General features: G+C 74.3%; 12 protein-coding genes and 1 riboswitch. Of the genes, 9 read left to right on the forward strand and 3 right to left on the reverse strand.

Annotated features, from left to right (window positions below; genetic code table 11):
- Positions 1-164: 164 nt before the first annotated feature.
- Positions 165-1,763 carry an ABC-F family ATP-binding cassette domain-containing protein gene (locus tag OG982_RS05645; RefSeq protein WP_266789168.1) on the reverse strand — a complete coding sequence of 533 codons (1,599 nt, stop codon included), beginning with the start codon at positions 1,761-1,763 and terminating at the stop codon, positions 165-167.
- A gap of 259 nt (positions 1,764-2,022) precedes the next feature.
- Between OG982_RS05645 and OG982_RS05650 the strand changes: the two genes are divergently transcribed.
- Positions 2,023-2,913, forward strand: coding sequence for a neutral zinc metallopeptidase (locus OG982_RS05650; RefSeq protein WP_266948006.1), 891 nt, complete (start codon positions 2,023-2,025; stop codon positions 2,911-2,913).
- 69 nt (positions 2,914-2,982) lie between these two features.
- Positions 2,983-3,378, forward strand: coding sequence for a VOC family protein (locus OG982_RS05655; protein WP_266789164.1), 396 nt, complete (start codon positions 2,983-2,985; stop codon positions 3,376-3,378).
- 50 nt (positions 3,379-3,428) lie between these two features.
- Here the strand turns inward: OG982_RS05655 and OG982_RS05660 are convergent, their stop codons facing one another.
- Both OG982_RS05660 and OG982_RS05665 read right to left on the reverse strand, forming a co-directional pair.
- Complete coding sequence (locus tag OG982_RS05660) at positions 3,429-4,844, reverse strand: hypothetical protein (RefSeq protein WP_266792184.1); 1,416 nt, start codon at positions 4,842-4,844, stop codon at positions 3,429-3,431.
- 254 nt (positions 4,845-5,098) lie between these two features.
- Complete coding sequence (locus tag OG982_RS05665) at positions 5,099-6,232, reverse strand: alpha/beta hydrolase (protein WP_266789162.1); 1,134 nt, start codon at positions 6,230-6,232, stop codon at positions 5,099-5,101.
- A gap of 378 nt (positions 6,233-6,610) precedes the next feature.
- Here OG982_RS05665 and OG982_RS05670 point away from each other — a divergent pair, with 378 nt between their 5' ends.
- The 7 genes from OG982_RS05670 to OG982_RS05700 all read left to right on the forward strand — a co-directional run bounded on the left by OG982_RS05670 (position 6,611) and on the right by OG982_RS05700 (position 15,512).
- Positions 6,611-7,900 carry an inorganic phosphate transporter gene (locus tag OG982_RS05670; RefSeq protein WP_266789160.1) on the forward strand — a complete coding sequence of 430 codons (1,290 nt, stop codon included), beginning with the start codon at positions 6,611-6,613 and terminating at the stop codon, positions 7,898-7,900.
- Between the two features lie 28 nt (positions 7,901-7,928).
- Positions 7,929-8,150: a hypothetical protein gene (locus tag OG982_RS05675; protein ID WP_266789159.1), complete on the forward strand. Its 222-nt coding sequence runs from the start codon at positions 7,929-7,931 to the stop codon at positions 8,148-8,150.
- Between the two features lie 173 nt (positions 8,151-8,323).
- Positions 8,324-8,410, forward strand: a riboswitch (cobalamin riboswitch).
- 57 nt (positions 8,411-8,467) lie between these two features.
- The gene (locus OG982_RS05680) at positions 8,468-9,427 is read left to right on the forward strand and encodes a cobalamin biosynthesis protein (protein WP_266948008.1); all 960 of its coding nucleotides are present in this window, start codon (positions 8,468-8,470) and stop codon (positions 9,425-9,427) included.
- 11 nt (positions 9,428-9,438) lie between these two features.
- Complete coding sequence (locus tag OG982_RS05685) at positions 9,439-10,944, forward strand: cobyric acid synthase (RefSeq protein WP_266792182.1); 1,506 nt, start codon at positions 9,439-9,441, stop codon at positions 10,942-10,944.
- A 403-nt stretch (positions 10,945-11,347) separates the two neighbouring features.
- Positions 11,348-13,474: a putative cobaltochelatase gene (locus tag OG982_RS05690; protein WP_266948009.1), complete on the forward strand. Its 2,127-nt coding sequence runs from the start codon at positions 11,348-11,350 to the stop codon at positions 13,472-13,474.
- Positions 13,474-14,073 (forward strand): cob(I)yrinic acid a,c-diamide adenosyltransferase, encoded by a 600-nt coding sequence (gene cobO, locus OG982_RS05695; protein WP_266789153.1) that lies wholly within the window; start codon positions 13,474-13,476, stop codon positions 14,071-14,073. Before OG982_RS05690 ends, cobO begins: the two co-directional genes overlap by 1 nt.
- 5 nt (positions 14,074-14,078) lie before the next feature.
- Positions 14,079-15,512: a cobyrinate a,c-diamide synthase gene (locus OG982_RS05700; RefSeq protein WP_266948011.1), complete on the forward strand. Its 1,434-nt coding sequence runs from the start codon at positions 14,079-14,081 to the stop codon at positions 15,510-15,512.
- Positions 15,513-15,514 lie beyond the last annotated feature (2 nt).

Consider the following 15,514-nt stretch of genomic DNA (forward strand, 5'->3'; position numbering starts at 1 on the left):
ACAGCGGCCCCGGTCGCGTACCCGAGGGGGTACGGCCGGGGCCGTCGTACGGCGTGCGACGGTATGAGACCGCCTCACTCAGATGATGGATCACGCGTGGGCCGAATGATCCATAAGGAACTGGATCAACCCCCCGGCCGGATCAGGCGGGGGTCAGGCGCTGATCAGGCGAGGGCCACCAGGTCCCGGTAGTCCGGGCCCCACAGGTCCTCCACGCCGTCCGGGAGCAGGATGATCCGCTCCGGCTCCAGCGCCTCCACCGCACCCTCGTCGTGCGTGACGAGGATGACGGCGCCCTTGTACGTGCGCAGCGCGCCCAGGATCTCCTCGCGGCTGGCGGGGTCGAGGTTGTTGGTGGGCTCGTCGAGCAGCAGCACGTTCGCCGAGGAGACGACCAGCGTGGCCAGGGCCAGCCGGGTCTTCTCACCGCCGGACAGCACGCCCGCCGGCTTGTCGACGTCGTCGCCGGAGAACAGGAAGGAGCCCAGCGTCTTGCGTACGGCGACCAGGTCCAGGTCGGGCGCGGAGGAGCGCATGTTCTCCAGGACCGTGCGCTCCGGGTCCAGCGTCTCGTGCTCCTGGGCGTAGTAGCCGAGCTTGAGGCCGTGGCCGGGGACGACCGAGCCGGTGTCCGGCTTCTCGGTGCCCGACAGCAGGCGCAGCAGCGTGGTCTTGCCGGCGCCGTTGAGGCCGAGGATGACGACGCGGGAGCCCTTGTCGATGGCCAGGTCGACGTCGGTGAAGATCTCCAGCGAGCCGTAGGACTTGGAGAGGCCCTCGGCGGTCAGCGGGGTCTTCCCGCAGGGCGCCGGGTCCGGGAAGCGCAGCTTGGCGACCTTGTCGGAGACGCGGACGGCGTCCAGGCCGGCGAGCAGCCGGTCGGCGCGCTTGGCCATGTTCTGCGCGGCGACCGTCTTGGTGGCCTTGGCGCGCATCTTGTCGGCCTGCGAGTTCAGGGCCGCGGCCTTCTTCTCGGCGTTCTGGCGCTCGCGCTTGCGGCGCTTCTCGTCGGCCTCGCGCTGCTGCTGGTAGAGCTTCCAGCCCATGTTGTAGACGTCGATCTGGGCGCGGTTGGCGTCCAGGTAGAACACCTTGTTCACGACGGTCTCGACGAGGTCGACGTCGTGGGAGATCACGATGAAGCCGCCGCGGTAGTTCTTGAGGTAGTCGCGCAGCCACACGATCGAGTCGGCGTCGAGGTGGTTGGTCGGCTCGTCGAGGAGCAGGGTGTCGGCGTCCGAGAACAGGATCCGGGCGAGCTCGACACGGCGGCGCTGACCACCGGAGAGGGTGTGCAGCGGCTGGCCGAGCACCCGGTCGGGGAGGCTGAGGGCGGCCGAGATGGTCGCGGCCTCGGACTCGGCGGCGTACCCGCCCTTGGTGAGGAACTCGGTCTCCTGGCGCTCGTACTGCCGCAGCGCCTTCTCGCGGGTGGCGCCGGCGCCGGTGGCGATGCGCTCCTCGTTGGCGCGCATCTTCTTGATCAGTACGTCGAGCCCGCGCGCGGAGAGGATCCGGTCGCGGGCGAGCACGTCGAGGTCACCGGTGCGCGGGTCCTGCGGCAGGTAGCCGACCTCGCCCGAACGGGTGATGGAGCCGGCGGCGGGCATGCCCTCGCCCGCGAGGCACTTGGTGAGCGTGGTCTTGCCCGCTCCGTTGCGGCCGACCAGGCCGATGCGGTCGCCCTTGGCGACGCGGAAGGAGGCGGACTCGATGAGGACGCGGGCGCCGGCGCGCAGCTCGATGCCGGTGGCGGTGATCACGGAAATACTCCAGGGCGGGGGTGGGGACGGCGGAAGGCAGGACGCGAGGCTTCGACGCCGCTAATCCGCGAGGAGATTTGCCATGGGAGACATTCTACCGGGCGTGCGCAACTAGTTTCCGGGCCGCCGGGTGGCCTGCGTCCGCTCCGCCGTGTCCCCCGTTCGGCTCAGGGCCGCGGCCCGCCTCCTGGGGCGCGTATCAGGATGAAGGGGTTGATACTCACCGCAGGGCGGACACGTGGATGCGAGGCGGTGCGGGATGCAGTTCGACGACAACGCCAATCTGGACACCTCCGAGGTCAAGGACGTGCGCGGCAGTCGCATCCCGGGCGGCCGGGCCACGGTCGGCGGCGGTCTGGTGGGCCTGGTGGCGCTGCTCCTGGGGCTGCTCTTCGGCGTGGGCCCGGAGCAGCTGGGGCTGTCGGAGGGGAGCCCGGACCCGGCGGCGACCTCGTCCTCGGCCGCGCAGGTGCAGCAGGCGTGCCGGACGGGGCAGGACGCGAACACGCGGGAGGACTGCCGGCTGGTGGCGGTGGTCAACAGCACCCAGGACTTCTGGAGGCAGGAGTTCCAAAAGCGCGGGGGCCAGTACCGCCCGGCGTCGACGGTCTTCTTCACCGGCCGCGTGAACACCGCCTGCGGGGCGGCCACCTCGGCGGTCGGGCCCTTCTACTGCCCCGTCGACCGGCAGGTCTACCTGGACCTGGGCTTCTTCGACGAGCTGCGGACCAAGTTCGGGGCGAGCGGCGGGCCCTTCGCCCAGGCGTACGTCGTCGCCCACGAGTACGGGCACCACATCCAGAATCTGCTCGGCACACTCCAGAAGGCCCAGGACGGACAGCAGGGCGCCAACAGCAACGCGGTCAAGGTCGAGCTCCAGGCCGACTGCTACGCCGGGGTGTGGGCGCACAACGCGACGCGGACCCCGGACGAGTCCACGGGCAAGCCGCTGATCACCCAGCTGACCGACCAGGACATCCGTGACGGCCTGGACGCGGCGGCCGCGGTCGGCGACGACCGGATCCAGGAGAAGTTCCAGGGCCGGGTCACCCCGGAGTCCTGGACGCACGGCTCGGCGGAGCAGCGCCAGCAGTGGTTCTACCAGGGGTACCGCACCGGCGACATGGCCCAGTGCAACACCTTCCGCTGACTGTCAGCGGCACCTGCCATGCTGTGTCGTGGGTCACAGTCACGTACTCACGAGAGGGGAGTGAGCGTCATGGCAGGCGTTCCGACCATCTATCCGACGCTGGTCTTCGCCGACGCGAAGGCGGCGATCAAGCTGCTGACCGAGGCGTTCGGATTCACCCAGGTCGCGGTCTACGAGGGTGATGACGGCTCCGTGGTGCACGCGGAGCTCTCGTACGGCAACGGCATGGTGATGCTGGGCAGCAAGGGCAGGGGCGGGGCCTTCGACAAGGCCATGGCGGACGGGGGCCCCTCCGGCGTCTACGTGGTGGTGGAGGACGTCGACGCCCACCACCGGCGGGCCGTGGAGCACGGGGTGGAGATCCTGATGGAGCCCACCGACCAGGACTACGGCTCCCGCGACTACATGGCCCGGGACGGCGAGGGCAACATCTGGAGCTTCGGGACGTACGCGCCGCAGGTCTGACCGATCCGGCGGCGCGTCCGTCCGTACGCCCGTACGCGCTTGCCCGCTTCCTACGCGCCGCCGGTGTGGACCTGGAAGGCGGCGCGGCGTACCGCCTTGGCCAGGGCCGGGTCGGGGTGCGCGGCCGCCAGGGCGACCAGGACCTGCACGGTGCGCGGGTGGCCGACCGCGCGGACCTCGTCCAGCAGCCGCGGGACGGTGGTGCGGACCGCGGAGTCGAGGTGCCGGGCCAGCAGCTCGGCCTCGCCGTGGTCGGCGATGGCCGCGGCGGTGTCCACCCAGAGCCAGGTCGACTCCTCGGCGGTGAGGACGTCCTGGGCGTCGTCGGGGTCCACGCCGTCGTGCTCGGCGAGCCAGAGCAGGGCGTAGGGCCGCAGGGCCGGTTCGCGCACGGTGGCGCGCACCTCGGGCTCGGCGGGGGCGCCGACCACGCGGAGCGCCTCGAAGGCGAGCCCGCGCAGCAGGGCGTCCTCGCCCCGGGCGGCCTGGAGCAGCTCGGCGACGGCGTGGCCGACGGGCCGGGCGGCGAGCCAGGCCTGGTACTCGGCGCGGGCCGGACCGGGGGTGAGGCGGGCGCAGCCGTGCAGCATGGCGGCGGCGGACTGCTCGATGTTCCCGGCCGGGCTCTGCGCGGCCACGCAGATCTGCTCCAGCTTGACCCAGACGGCCCAGCTGCCGAGCGGGGTGAGGGTGGCCCGGGCGGGGCCGAGGGTGACGGCGTCCACGGCGGCGAGTCCGCCGAGCGCCCAGCGCAGCAGGCGGGCGAGCGGGACGGGGGCGGCGGCGCCGGCCGCCCGCTCGGCGTCATCGCCGCCGTCGGCGGCATCGGAGCCGTCGGCCGGGCCGGACGGGCCGGGCACGCCGACCGAGCCGGACACGCCGGACGGTCCGGAGGCGTCGGACGGGGCGTCGTAGGGGACTTCGCACCGTTCGTCGCGCAGCTCGGTGACCCGCTGGCCCAGCAGGTCGAGCAGGTCGGGGACGGTCACGGGACCGGCGGACAGCTGGAGGAGCGACAAGAGCTGCGGCATCGCCTCGACCACCTCGGCGACGACCGCGGGGGCGATGTCGGCGGGGGCCGGGTGGACCAGCGACCAGGCGTCGAAGAGCGCGACCCAGCCGCGCAGTACGGCGGTGTCGTCGCGGTCCCAGGCGCGCAGTCGCCAGCCGGGCCGGGCATGGCCGCCGTGTACCTCCACCAGACCGGCGAGCCGGGCGCGGTCCCAGCCGACCCGGATCTGGCCGTGCGTCAGGCCCAGTTCCCCGGCGGCCCGTTCGACATCGGCGGCGGGCAGCGCGCCCGCCGGGGCGGGCCGCCCGCCGTCGCCCGCGCCGAGGTGCAGCTCGGCCCAGCGGGCCAGCCGTACCGCGTCGGCGAGCGACGCGCGGGCCCGGTTCGCCAGCTCGGCGGTGGCGGGTGTGCCCGCCGGAGGCCGGGAGGCGGGACGGCTGCGCCGGTCGGTCACCGCCTTGCGGGCCGCGGCGACGGACCGCGGGGAGACGAGTCGGAGTCTGGAGTCGCGAGCCAACTGCTCATCAGGCTTTCGGGACGTCACGGAAGCAGTCTCGCCCGTCACTGGCCGAAAGCCCAAACGGAATGGGCCGCTTCCACTGGTCGACACGCGGGCAGACCAGGACAACCCACCCTCCCCGCCCCGCATGTGACAGGGCCTTCACCGCAGCGTCACACACCCCGCCGAGGTCAGCGTCACACGCGGGGTCACATAAGAGGGGTCAGGAACCGGCGCAGCGCCTCCTCGTAGCGCGCCGGGTCGGCGTTCCACATCGCCCCGTGCGGGGCGTCGCGGACGGTCTGCAGGGTGACGAGGTCCGGCCGGGCGTCCGCGAGCCGGCGGGAGGGCTCCCAGGGGGCGAGGGTGTCGTCCGGGCCGTGGAAGATCAGCACGGGCACCTTCAGCGCGGCGGCGTCCGCGCCCGGGGCCCGCCGGTCGGCCGTCCGCAGTCCCGCGCGCCCCTCGGCGGCCCGGATCGCGAGCGGCAGCAGCGGGGCCGGGGTGCGGCGGGCGGCCACGAGCGCGCGCAGCGTGGCGTGCCAGTCGAGCACCGGCGAGTCCAGCACGAGCCCGGCGATCCGGCCGGCCAGCGCCGAGCGCTCGGCGGCATGCAGGGCCATGGCGGCGCCGGTGGACCAGCCGTGCAGGACGACCCGGCGGGCGCCGTAGCGCAGGGCGTAGCGGATGGCGGCGTCCAGGTCCCGCCACTCGGACTCGCCGAGGTGGCCCAGGCCGTCGGGGGAGGCGGGGGCACCGAGGTCGCCCCGGTAGGCCAGGTCGAGGACCGGCAGCCGTTGGCGGTGCAGGAACGGCATGACCACCATGGGGTGCTCCCGGCCGGCGCCGAGCCCGTGCACGGTGATCACCCACGTGTCACGGGCGGCGGGCACGAACCAGGCCGGCAGCGGGCCGAGCTCCCCGGGGACGTCGACGTCGGCGTGGTCGAGCCCGAGGGCGGTGCGCGGGTTGCCGAGGTGGACCTGGGGCGTGAGGGTGACGCGGGTGCCGGGTTCGAGGCTGCCGTGGGTGACGGCGAGCAGCCTGCGCACGACGGTGTCCGGGCCGTGCGGGACGTCGGTGAGGACGGGGCCGACCACCGCGTGCACGCCGGGCGCGGCCAGTCCGTAGGTACCGGGCAGCAGGGAGGCGAGCGAGCGGGTCAGCGCGACCCGGCCGGCGGCGGCGCCGTGGACGCTGAGCCTCGGCCCGCCGGGCAGCGGGCGGCCGGGTTCGGGCCGCAGGGCCGCGTCCGCCGCGTACCGGCCGGCGGCGATCGCGGCCGCCCCGGCTCCCAGGAGCGTCGTCGTGACGGCCGCGGCCGTCACCGTTGCGGTGCGCACCGCTCCAGTGTCGGCGCGCGGGGTCGCGGGGGCCACCGGAGCGCCGCGACGGAGTCGGGGGAACGGCCGATGGAGCGCCTCCTTCCGGCGATAAGCGGAACGAGGGACGGAGCACGCCCGCGGCGAGCGGCCCGAGGAGTGATCTAGGTCTCTTCGGGGTCCCTGGGGAGGTGGTCGAACACGCCGCGCCCGCGACCCGCGGGCGTTCGTTCACCCGCCCTTGACGTGCATTAATCGATATATCTACGCCTGAATCCGGACGAAGGTCGTGATGGCGGGACGGCCCGCTCCACCACACCGCCCATTTCAGTTCACCTTCCGTTCATCCAGGTTGCCTACGGTCCACCTGCCACTGACGTCAAACAGAAGCCTGGGTAAATGGAGCACATAACGCTTCTCCTCGGGATCGTGATCATCACCGCTCTCGTGTTCGACTTCACGAACGGTTTCCACGACACAGCCAACGCGATGGCTACCACCATCTCGACCGGCGCCCTCAAGCCCAAGACGGCGGTGGCCATGTCCGCCGTGCTCAACCTCGTCGGCGCGTTCATGTCCGTGGAGGTCGCCAAGACGATCTCCAAGGGCCTGATCAACGAGGAGGGCATCCAGCCCGAAGTGATCTTCGCGGCCCTGGTCGGCGCGATCCTCTGGAACCTCGTCACCTGGCTGGTGGGGCTCCCCTCCAGCTCGTCCCACGCCCTGATGGGCGGTCTGATCGGTGCCGCGGTCGCCTCCGCCGGCATCGGCGCGGTCAACGGCGGCGTCGTCGTCACCAAGGTGCTGATCCCGGCCGTCGCCGCCCCGATCGTGGCCGGTGTGGCCGCGATGCTGGCCGCCAAGGTCACGTACAAGCTCGGCGGCAAGGTCGGCGAGAAGACCGCCACCAAGGGCTACCGCGCCGGGCAGATCGCCTCGGCCGGTCTCGTCTCCCTCGCGCACGGCACCAACGACGCGCAGAAGACGATGGGCATCATCACCCTCGCGCTCGTCGCGGGCGGCGCCCTGGACTCGGGTGCGAACCCGCCGGTGTGGGTCATCATCTCCGCCGGTCTGGCCATCGCGCTCGGCACCTCCCTCGGCGGCTGGCGCATCATCCGGACCATGGGCAGCGGCCTGACCGACCTGCAGCCGCAGCAGGGCTTCGCCGCCCAGACCTCGGCCGCCAGCGTCATCCTGGCCTCCTCCAGCCTCGGCTTCTCGCTCTCCACCACCCACGCCTGCTCCGGCGCCGTCATGGGCGCGGGCCTCGGCCGCAAGGGCGGTGTGGTCCGCTGGTCCACCGCGACCCGCATGTTCATCGCCTGGGGCCTGACGCTTCCGGCCGCCGCGCTGGTCGCCTCCGGTGCGGAACTGGTCATGCGCAGCGGTGACATCGGCGTCGCCGCCGTCGCGGTCTTCCTCGTCGGCTCCTGCGTCGCCATCTGGGTCATCTCGCGCCGCCAGGTCGTCGACCACCAGAACGTGAACGACGTCCGGTCGGCCGCCGCCGAGGAGCCGGGTGTCGTCACCACGGCCATCGCGGCCGTCACCGTCCCGCCGACCGTCGCCGCCGCCGGCGCTGCCGGTGCTCCCGGTACGACCGCCGCCGTCACGGACGAGGACCTGAAGGCCACCATCCCGGCGGCCGCCCCGACGACCCCGACGGCTCCGGCCGCCGCGGTCTGACCCCGAGAACGACAGAGGATTCAGCGGTATGGAAATCGACTGGGAAGCACTCGGCTCCGTCTTCGGGGTCAGCCTCTCCGCCACCGTCGCCCTCGTGGCCCTGTTCACCCTGGGCCTGGTGGGTCTGTCCAAGCACGAGGCCGCCACCGAGCAGGGCGGCTCCGCGACCCTGGCGCGCAGCGGCGCGTACGCCTGCTTCGCGCTCGTCGCGGCGGCCGTGACGTACGGGATCTACCTGATCGTCGCCTGACGCATTGACCGTCGTCTGACGCACGCTTCGTGCGACCGCTCCCTCCGGTTCTTCCGGGGGGAGCTTTCGCGTGCGCCGGGCGCGGCCTGTGACATGTCTCGCCGCAGGTCAACGGCGAGTTGACGGGCGTTCGCACTGCGTGGTGGACTGCCCGAGCCAGTACGGCGGCATGGAGAGGAAGTCCGGTGCGAATCCGGCGCGGTCCCGCCACTGTCACCGGGGAGCGCCCGCCGCGGCGGGTCCCCGGGAGCCAGGAACTCTCGCCGCCGGACACGTCGAACCAGGGCGCGGACCCTGAGTGAGGACATACCTGCACCATGCGTGCCGACCGCGTCTACGCGTACGGCGCCGCGGCGGGCCTGATCGGCGACCGGATCCTCGGTGATCCGCGCCGAGGGCACCCCGTGGCCGCCTTCGGACGAGCCGCCGCTGCCGTCGAGCGCGCCCTGTGGCGCGACGACCGCGTGCGGGGCGCCGTGCACACCCTGGTGTGCGCGGGGGGCGCTGCCGTCGTCGGTGCGCTGGGCGCCCGCGCCGTGCGCTCCCGGCCCGCTGTGGCCCGTATCGCCCTCACCGCCGCCGCCACCTGGGCCGTCGTGGGCGGCACCTCGCTGGGCCGCGAGGCCCGCGCCATCGGCGGGGCGCTCGCCGCCGGGGACGCCGAGGTGGCCCGCGAGCGGCTGCCGCACCTGTGCGGGCGCGACCCGCACTCCCTGGACGAGCAGCAGATGGCCCGCGCGGTGGTGGAGTCCGTCGCCGAGAACACCTCCGACGCCGTGGTCGGGGCACTGGTCTGGGGCGCCGCCGCCGGAGTCCCCGGGCTGCTGGCGTTCCGCGCCGTGAACACCCTGGACGCGATGGTGGGCCACAAGTCCCCCCGCTACCTGCGCTACGGCTGGGCCTCGGCCCGGCTCGACGATCTCGCGGGCTGGCCGGGGGCGCGCCTGACGGCGCTGGCCGCCGTGGTGGCCGGCCCCGACCGGCGGGGAGCCGTACGGGCCTGGCGCGCGGACGCCGCCGAGCACCCGAGCCCGAACGCCGGGCCGGTGGAGGCCTCGTTCGCGGGGGCGCTCGGCGTCCGGCTGGGCGGGACGCTGGCGTACGGCGGCCGCGTCGAGCACCGGGCCGTGCTGAACGGCGAGGCGGGGCGGCCCGTGGAGGTCGCTGACATCGAGCGGGCGGTGCGGCTGTCGCGGCAGGTGACGTGGCTGGCGCTGGGCACGTGTGTGGCACTGCGGTGTGCGGTGTCACGGTGGGTTGGGAGGGGACGCGCGTGAGCGCCACCAAGCTGGGCGGCGGACTCCTCGTCGCCGGTACGACGTCGGACGCGGGCAAGAGCGTGGTCACGGCCGGCATCTGCCGGTGGCTGGCCCGGCAGGGCGTGAAGGTCGCCCCGTTCAAGGCGCAGAACATGTCGCTGAACTCGTTCGTGACGCGCGAGGGCGCGGAGATCGGGCGGGCACAGGCGATGCAGGCGCAAGCCGCCCGCGTGGAGCCGACGGCGCTGATGAACCCGGTGCTGCTCAAGCCCGGCAGTGACCGCAGCAGCCAGGTGGTGCTGCTGGGCAAGCCGGTGGGCGAGATGAGCGCCCGGGGCTACCACGGCGGCCGCCAGGAGCAGCTGCTCGGCGTCGTCACGGACTGCCTGGAGCAGCTGCGGGGCACGTATGACGCCGTGATCTGCGAGGGGGCGGGCAGTCCGGCCGAGATCAACCTGCGGCGGACGGACATCGTGAACATGGGGATCGCGCGGGCCGCGCGGTTCCCGGTGGTCGTGGTCGGCGACATCGACCGGGGCGGGGTCTTCGCGTCGTTCTTCGGTACGACGGCGCTGCTGTCGCCGCAGGACCAGTCGCTGATCGCGGGCTACCTGGTCAACAAGTTCCGGGGCGACGTCTCGCTGCTGGAGCCCGGCATGGAGATGCTGCGCGGGCTGACGGGGCGGGCCACGTACGGCGTGCTGCCGTTCCGGCACGGCCTCGGCATCGACGAGGAGGACGGGCTCCGGGTCTCCCTGCGGGGCGCGGTCCGCGAGTCGGTGGTGGCGCCGCCGGTCGGCGAGGACGTGCTGCGGGTCGCGGTGTGTGCGGTGCCGCTGATGTCGAACTTCACGGACGTCGACGCGCTCGCGGCGGAGCCGGGGGTCGTGGTGCGGTTCGTGGACCGGGCGGAGGAGCTGGCCGACGCGGACCTGGTCGTCGTCCCGGGGACGCGGGGCACCGTGAGGGCGCTGGAGTGGCTGCGCGAGCGCGGGCTCGCCGATGCCCTGGCGCGGCGGGCCGCCCAGGGCCGCCCGGTGCTGGGCATCTGCGGCGGGTTCCAGGCGCTGGGCGAGCACATCGAGGACGAGGTCGAGTCGCGGGCGGGGTCGGTGGACGGGCTCGGGCTGCTGCCGGTACGGGTCCGCTTCGAGCGGGAGAAGACGCTGGCGCGGCCGGTCGGCTCCGCGCTGGGCGAACCGGTGACGGGGTACGAGATCCACCACGGCGTGGCCGAGGTGCTGGGCGGGGAGCCCTTCCTGGACGGCTGCCGGGTGGGGGCGGTGTGGGGGACGCACTGGCACGGGTCGCTGGAGTCGGACGGCTTCCGGCGGGCGTTCCTCCGGGAGGTGGCGGCGGCGGCCGGGCGCCGCTTCGTGCCTGCTCCCGACACGTCCTTCGGGGCGCTGCGGGAGGAGCAGCTGGACCTGCTGGGCGACCTGATCGAGGAGCACGCCGATACCGCCGGGCTGCTCCGCCTGATCGAGACCGGAGCCCCGTCGGGCCTCCCCTTCCTCCCCCCGGGTGCCCCGTGACGGCCGCGCCCCTGCGGGCGGCCTTCCCCTGCCCGCCCTTCCACGGTTCCCCGGGCTCCGCCCGGACCCGGTCGCCCCGGACCCTGCCCGGACCCGCCACGAGCACGGCGCCGCTGCCGGGGACCGCGGGTGGACGGCCCAACGCGGCGACATCCCCCTGCCGCCCCGCACACCACGCCCAACCCGCGACCGGCACCCGGCCCGCGGCGCGAACCGCCCTGCGGGAACGGCCCCGCGCCGCGGCGATCCGCGTCCGGACCGCGGCGAGCGCCCGGACCGCGCCGAGCGTCCGGACCGCGCCGAGCGTCCGGACCGCGCCGAGCGTCCGGACCGCGCCGAGCGTCCGGACCGCGGGAGTCGGCCCCCGCACGCACACCCGTACCCGCCCAGAAGGAGGCACCGCATGAGCACGCCCTACCCGTTCACCGCAGTGGTCGGCCAGACCGACCTGCGGCTGGCGCTCCTGCTCAACGCCGTGAGCCCAGCGGTCGGCGGCGTGCTCGTGCGCGGCGAGAAGGGGACCGCCAAGTCCACCGCCGTCCGCGCGCTGTCCGCGCTGCTGCCGCAGGTGGACGTCGTACCCGGCTGCCGGTTCAGCTGCGCGCCCGCCGCGCCCGACCCGGCCTGCCCCGACGGCCCCCACGAGAGCGGCCCCGGCACCACGCGCCCCGCGCGCATGGTCGAGTTGCCGGTCGGCGCCTCCGAGGACCGCCTCGTCGGCGCCCTCGACATCGAGCGCGCCCTCGCCGAGGGCGTCAAGGCCTTCGAGCCCGGCCTGCTCGCCGACGCGCACCGGGGGATCCTCTACGTCGACGAGGTCAACCTCCTCCACGACCACCTGATCGACCTGCTCCTCGACGCCGCCGCGATGGGCGCCTCGTACGTCGAGCGCGAGGGCGTCTCCGTCCGGCACGCCGCCCGGTTCCTGCTGGTCGGCACCATGAACCCGGAGGAGGGCGAGCTCCGCCCGCAGCTCCTGGACCGGTTCGGGCTCACCGTCGAGGTGGCCGCCTCCCGCGAGCCCGCGCAACGCGTCGAGGTCGTGCGCCGACGACTCGCCTACGAGGACGATCCGGCGGGCTTCGCGTCCCGGTGGGCCGGGGACGAGCACGAGGTCCGCGCCCGGGTGGTGGCCGCGCGGGCGCTGCTCCCGAAGGTCTCGCTCGGCGACACCGCGCTGCTTCAGATCGCGGCGACCTGCGCCGGGTTCGAGGTCGACGGGATGCGCGCCGACATCGTGATGGCCCGGACCGCGACGGCGCTGGCCGCCTGGGCCGGGCGGACCGACGTGCGCAAGGAGGACGTCCGCCAGGCCGCCCTGCTGGCGCTCCCCCACCGGCGGCGCCGCAACCCGTTCGACGCGCCCGGGCTCGACGAGGACATGCTCGACCGGATCCTCGACGAGTTCCCCGACGAGGAGCCGGAGCCCGAGCCGGACCCCGACCCGGAGCCCGGCTCCGAGGGTCCCGAGGGCCCCGACGACAACGGCCCGGACGACGGCGGGCCCGACGGCGGCCCCGGCGGCCTGCCCCCGCAGGAGGCCGGCCCCGAGGCCCCCGACGCACCCGACGCACCCGAGACCGAGCCGCGGCCCGACCCGGCGGAGGCTCCCGAGCCGCAGCCCTCCGCTCAGGAGAACGGGGGCGCCGGGCCCGAGCAGGCCGCCGTACGCGCCGCCGAGCCGTTCCGGACCAAGATGCTCAGCGTGCCCGGCCTCGGCGAGGGCGCGTCCGGGCGGCGCTCCCGCGCCCGCACCGCCCACGGCCGCACCACCGGCGCCCAGCGCCCGCGCGGGCACCTGACGAAGCTGCACCTGACCGCCACCATCCAGGCCGCCGCCCCGCACCAGAAGGCCCGCGGGCGCAGCGGGCGCGGGCTGGTGGTCCGCAAGGACGACCTCCGGCAGGCCACCCGGGAGGGCCGCGAGGGCAACCTCGTGCTGTTCGTCGTCGACGCCTCCGGCTCGATGGCCGCCCGGCAGCGCATGAGCGCGGTCAAGGGCGCGGTGCTGTCCCTGCTGCTGGACGCCTACCAGCGCCGCGACAAGGTCGGCCTGATCACCTTCCGCGGCGCCGCCGCCGAGCTGGCGCTGCCGCCGACCTCCTCGGTCGACGCCGCCGCGGCCCGGCTGGAGCAGCTGCCGACCGGCGGCCGGACCCCGCTGGCCTCCGGGCTGCTCAAGGCGCACGAGGTGCTGCGGATCGAGCGGCTGCGGGATCCGAGCCGGCGGCCGCTGCTGGTGGTCGTCACCGACGGCCGGGCCACCTCGGCCGGGGCGCTCGGCGGGGATCCCCGTGAGCTCTCCCGGCGCAGCGCCCGCATACTGGCCGCCGAGCACGTCGCCTCGGTGGTCGTCGACTGCGAATCGGGGCCGGTCCGGCTGGGGCTGGCCGGGGCGCTCGCCGCCGACCTCGGCGGGCCCGCCGTCACCCTCGTCGGGCTGCGGGCCGACTCGCTGGCCGGACTAGTGAAGAACGTACGTACCGCAGTGACCTCTCAGTCATCACCCACCAACAGGAGGGCCGCGTAATGCCGCAGGGACAGCCGACCAGCGTTCCGGACGACGGACTCACGACGCGCCAGCGCCGCAACCGCCCGCTCGTCTTCGTCCACACCGGCCCGGGCAAGGGCAAGTCGACGGCGGCCTTCGGGCTGGCGCTGCGCGCGTGGAACCAGGGCTGGCCGATCGGGGTGTTCCAGTTCGTCAAGTCGGCGAAGTGGAAGGTCGGCGAGGAGAACGCGCTCAAGGTGCTGGGCGCCTCCGGCGAGGGCGGCTCGGTCGTCTGGCACAAGATGGGCGAGGGCTGGTCCTGGGTCCAGCGCGACGCGCAGCTCGACAACGAGCAGGCTGCGAAGGAGGGCTGGGAGCAGGTCAAGCGCGACCTGGCCGCCGAGACGCACAAGCTGTACGTGCTGGACGAGTTCGCGTACCCCATGCACTGGGGCTGGATCGACGTGGACGAGGTCATCGAGGTGCTGCGCAACCGTCCGGGTACGCAGCACGTGGTGATCACGGGGCGCAACGCGCCGGAGAAGCTGGTGGAGTTCGCGGACCTGGTCACCGAGATGACCAAGATCAAGCACCCGATGGACGCCGGCCAGAAGGGCCAGAAGGGCATCGAGTGGTGACGTCCGTGAACGTGCCGCGACTGGTCATCGCCGCGCCGTCCTCCGGCAGCGGCAAGACGACCGTCGCGACGGGCCTGATGGCGGCCTTCTCGGAGCGCGGCCTCGCCGTGTCCCCGCACAAGGCCGGGCCCGACTACATCGACCCGGGCTACCACGCGCTGGCCACGGGGCGGCCGGGGCGGAACCTGGACGCCTTCATGTGCGGGCCGGAGCTGATCGCTCCGCTGTTCGCGCACGGGGCGGCGGGGTGTGACCTGGCGGTGGTCGAGGGCGTCATGGGGCTCTACGACGGGGCCGCGGGGCGGGGCGAGCTGGCGTCGACGGCGCAGGTGGCGAAGCTGCTGCGGGCGCCGGTGGTACTGGTCGTCGACGCGTCGTCGCAGTCGCGGTCGGTGGCGGCGCTGGTGCACGGCTTCGCCTCGTTCGACCCACAGGTGCGGCTGGGGGGCGTGATCCTGAACAAGGTCGGCTCCGACCGCCACGAGGCGATGCTGCGGGAGGCGCTGGAGGAGGCCGGGACGCCGGTCCTCGGCGTCCTGCGGCGGGCTCCGCAGGTGGCCGCGCCGTCGCGGCACCTGGGGCTGGTCCCGGTGGCCGAACGGCACACCGACGCCCTGGCCTCGGTGTCGGCACTGGCCGCGCAGGTCCGGGCGGGCTGCGACCTGGACGCCCTGATGGCCCTGGCCCGCACGGCCCCGCCGCTGCACTGCGAGGCCTGGTCCCCCCGTGCGGCCTCGCCGGCGTTCGACACACTGGGGGTACCCCCAGCGGTAGCCGGGGGAGGGCCCGGGGACGGCGCCCCCGGCAACGGCGCGGCACCGGTCATCGCCGTCGCCGGCGGGGCCGCGTTCACGTTCTCCTACGCCGAGCACGTGGAGCTGCTCACCGCCGCCGGGGCGGAGGTCGTCACCTTCGACCCGCTGCGCGACGAGGCGCTCCCCACCGGCACCACCGGCCTGGTGATCGGCGGCGGGTTCCCGGAGATGTACGCACCGGAGCTGTCCGCCAACGAACCGCTCCGCAAGGCCGTCGCAGACTTCGCCGCGGCCGGCGGCCCGGTCGCCGCCGAGTGCGCCGGGCTGCTGTACCTCGCCCGCTCGCTCGACGGCAAGCCGATGTGCGGGGTCCTCGACGCCGACGCCCGGATGTCGGAGCGGCTCACGCTCGGCTACCGCGAGGCGGTGGCGGTGTCCGACAGCCCGCTCGCCGCCACCGGCACCCGGCTGCGCGGGCACGAGTTCCACCGCACGGTGATCGAGCCCGGCTCGGGAGCCGCGCCGGCGTGGGGGTTCACGCATCCCGAACGCCGCGTCGAGGGCTTCGTACAGCAGGGCGTGCACGCCAGCTACCTGCACACGCACTGGGCGGCGGAGCCCTCGGTGGCCCTCCGCTTCACCCGAGCGGCGGCAGCGGCGGCGACGACGGCAACCCGCCCGTGAGC

This window comes from Streptomyces sp. NBC_01551 (genome assembly GCF_026339935.1).
GTDB lineage: Bacteria > Actinomycetota > Actinomycetes > Streptomycetales > Streptomycetaceae > Streptomyces.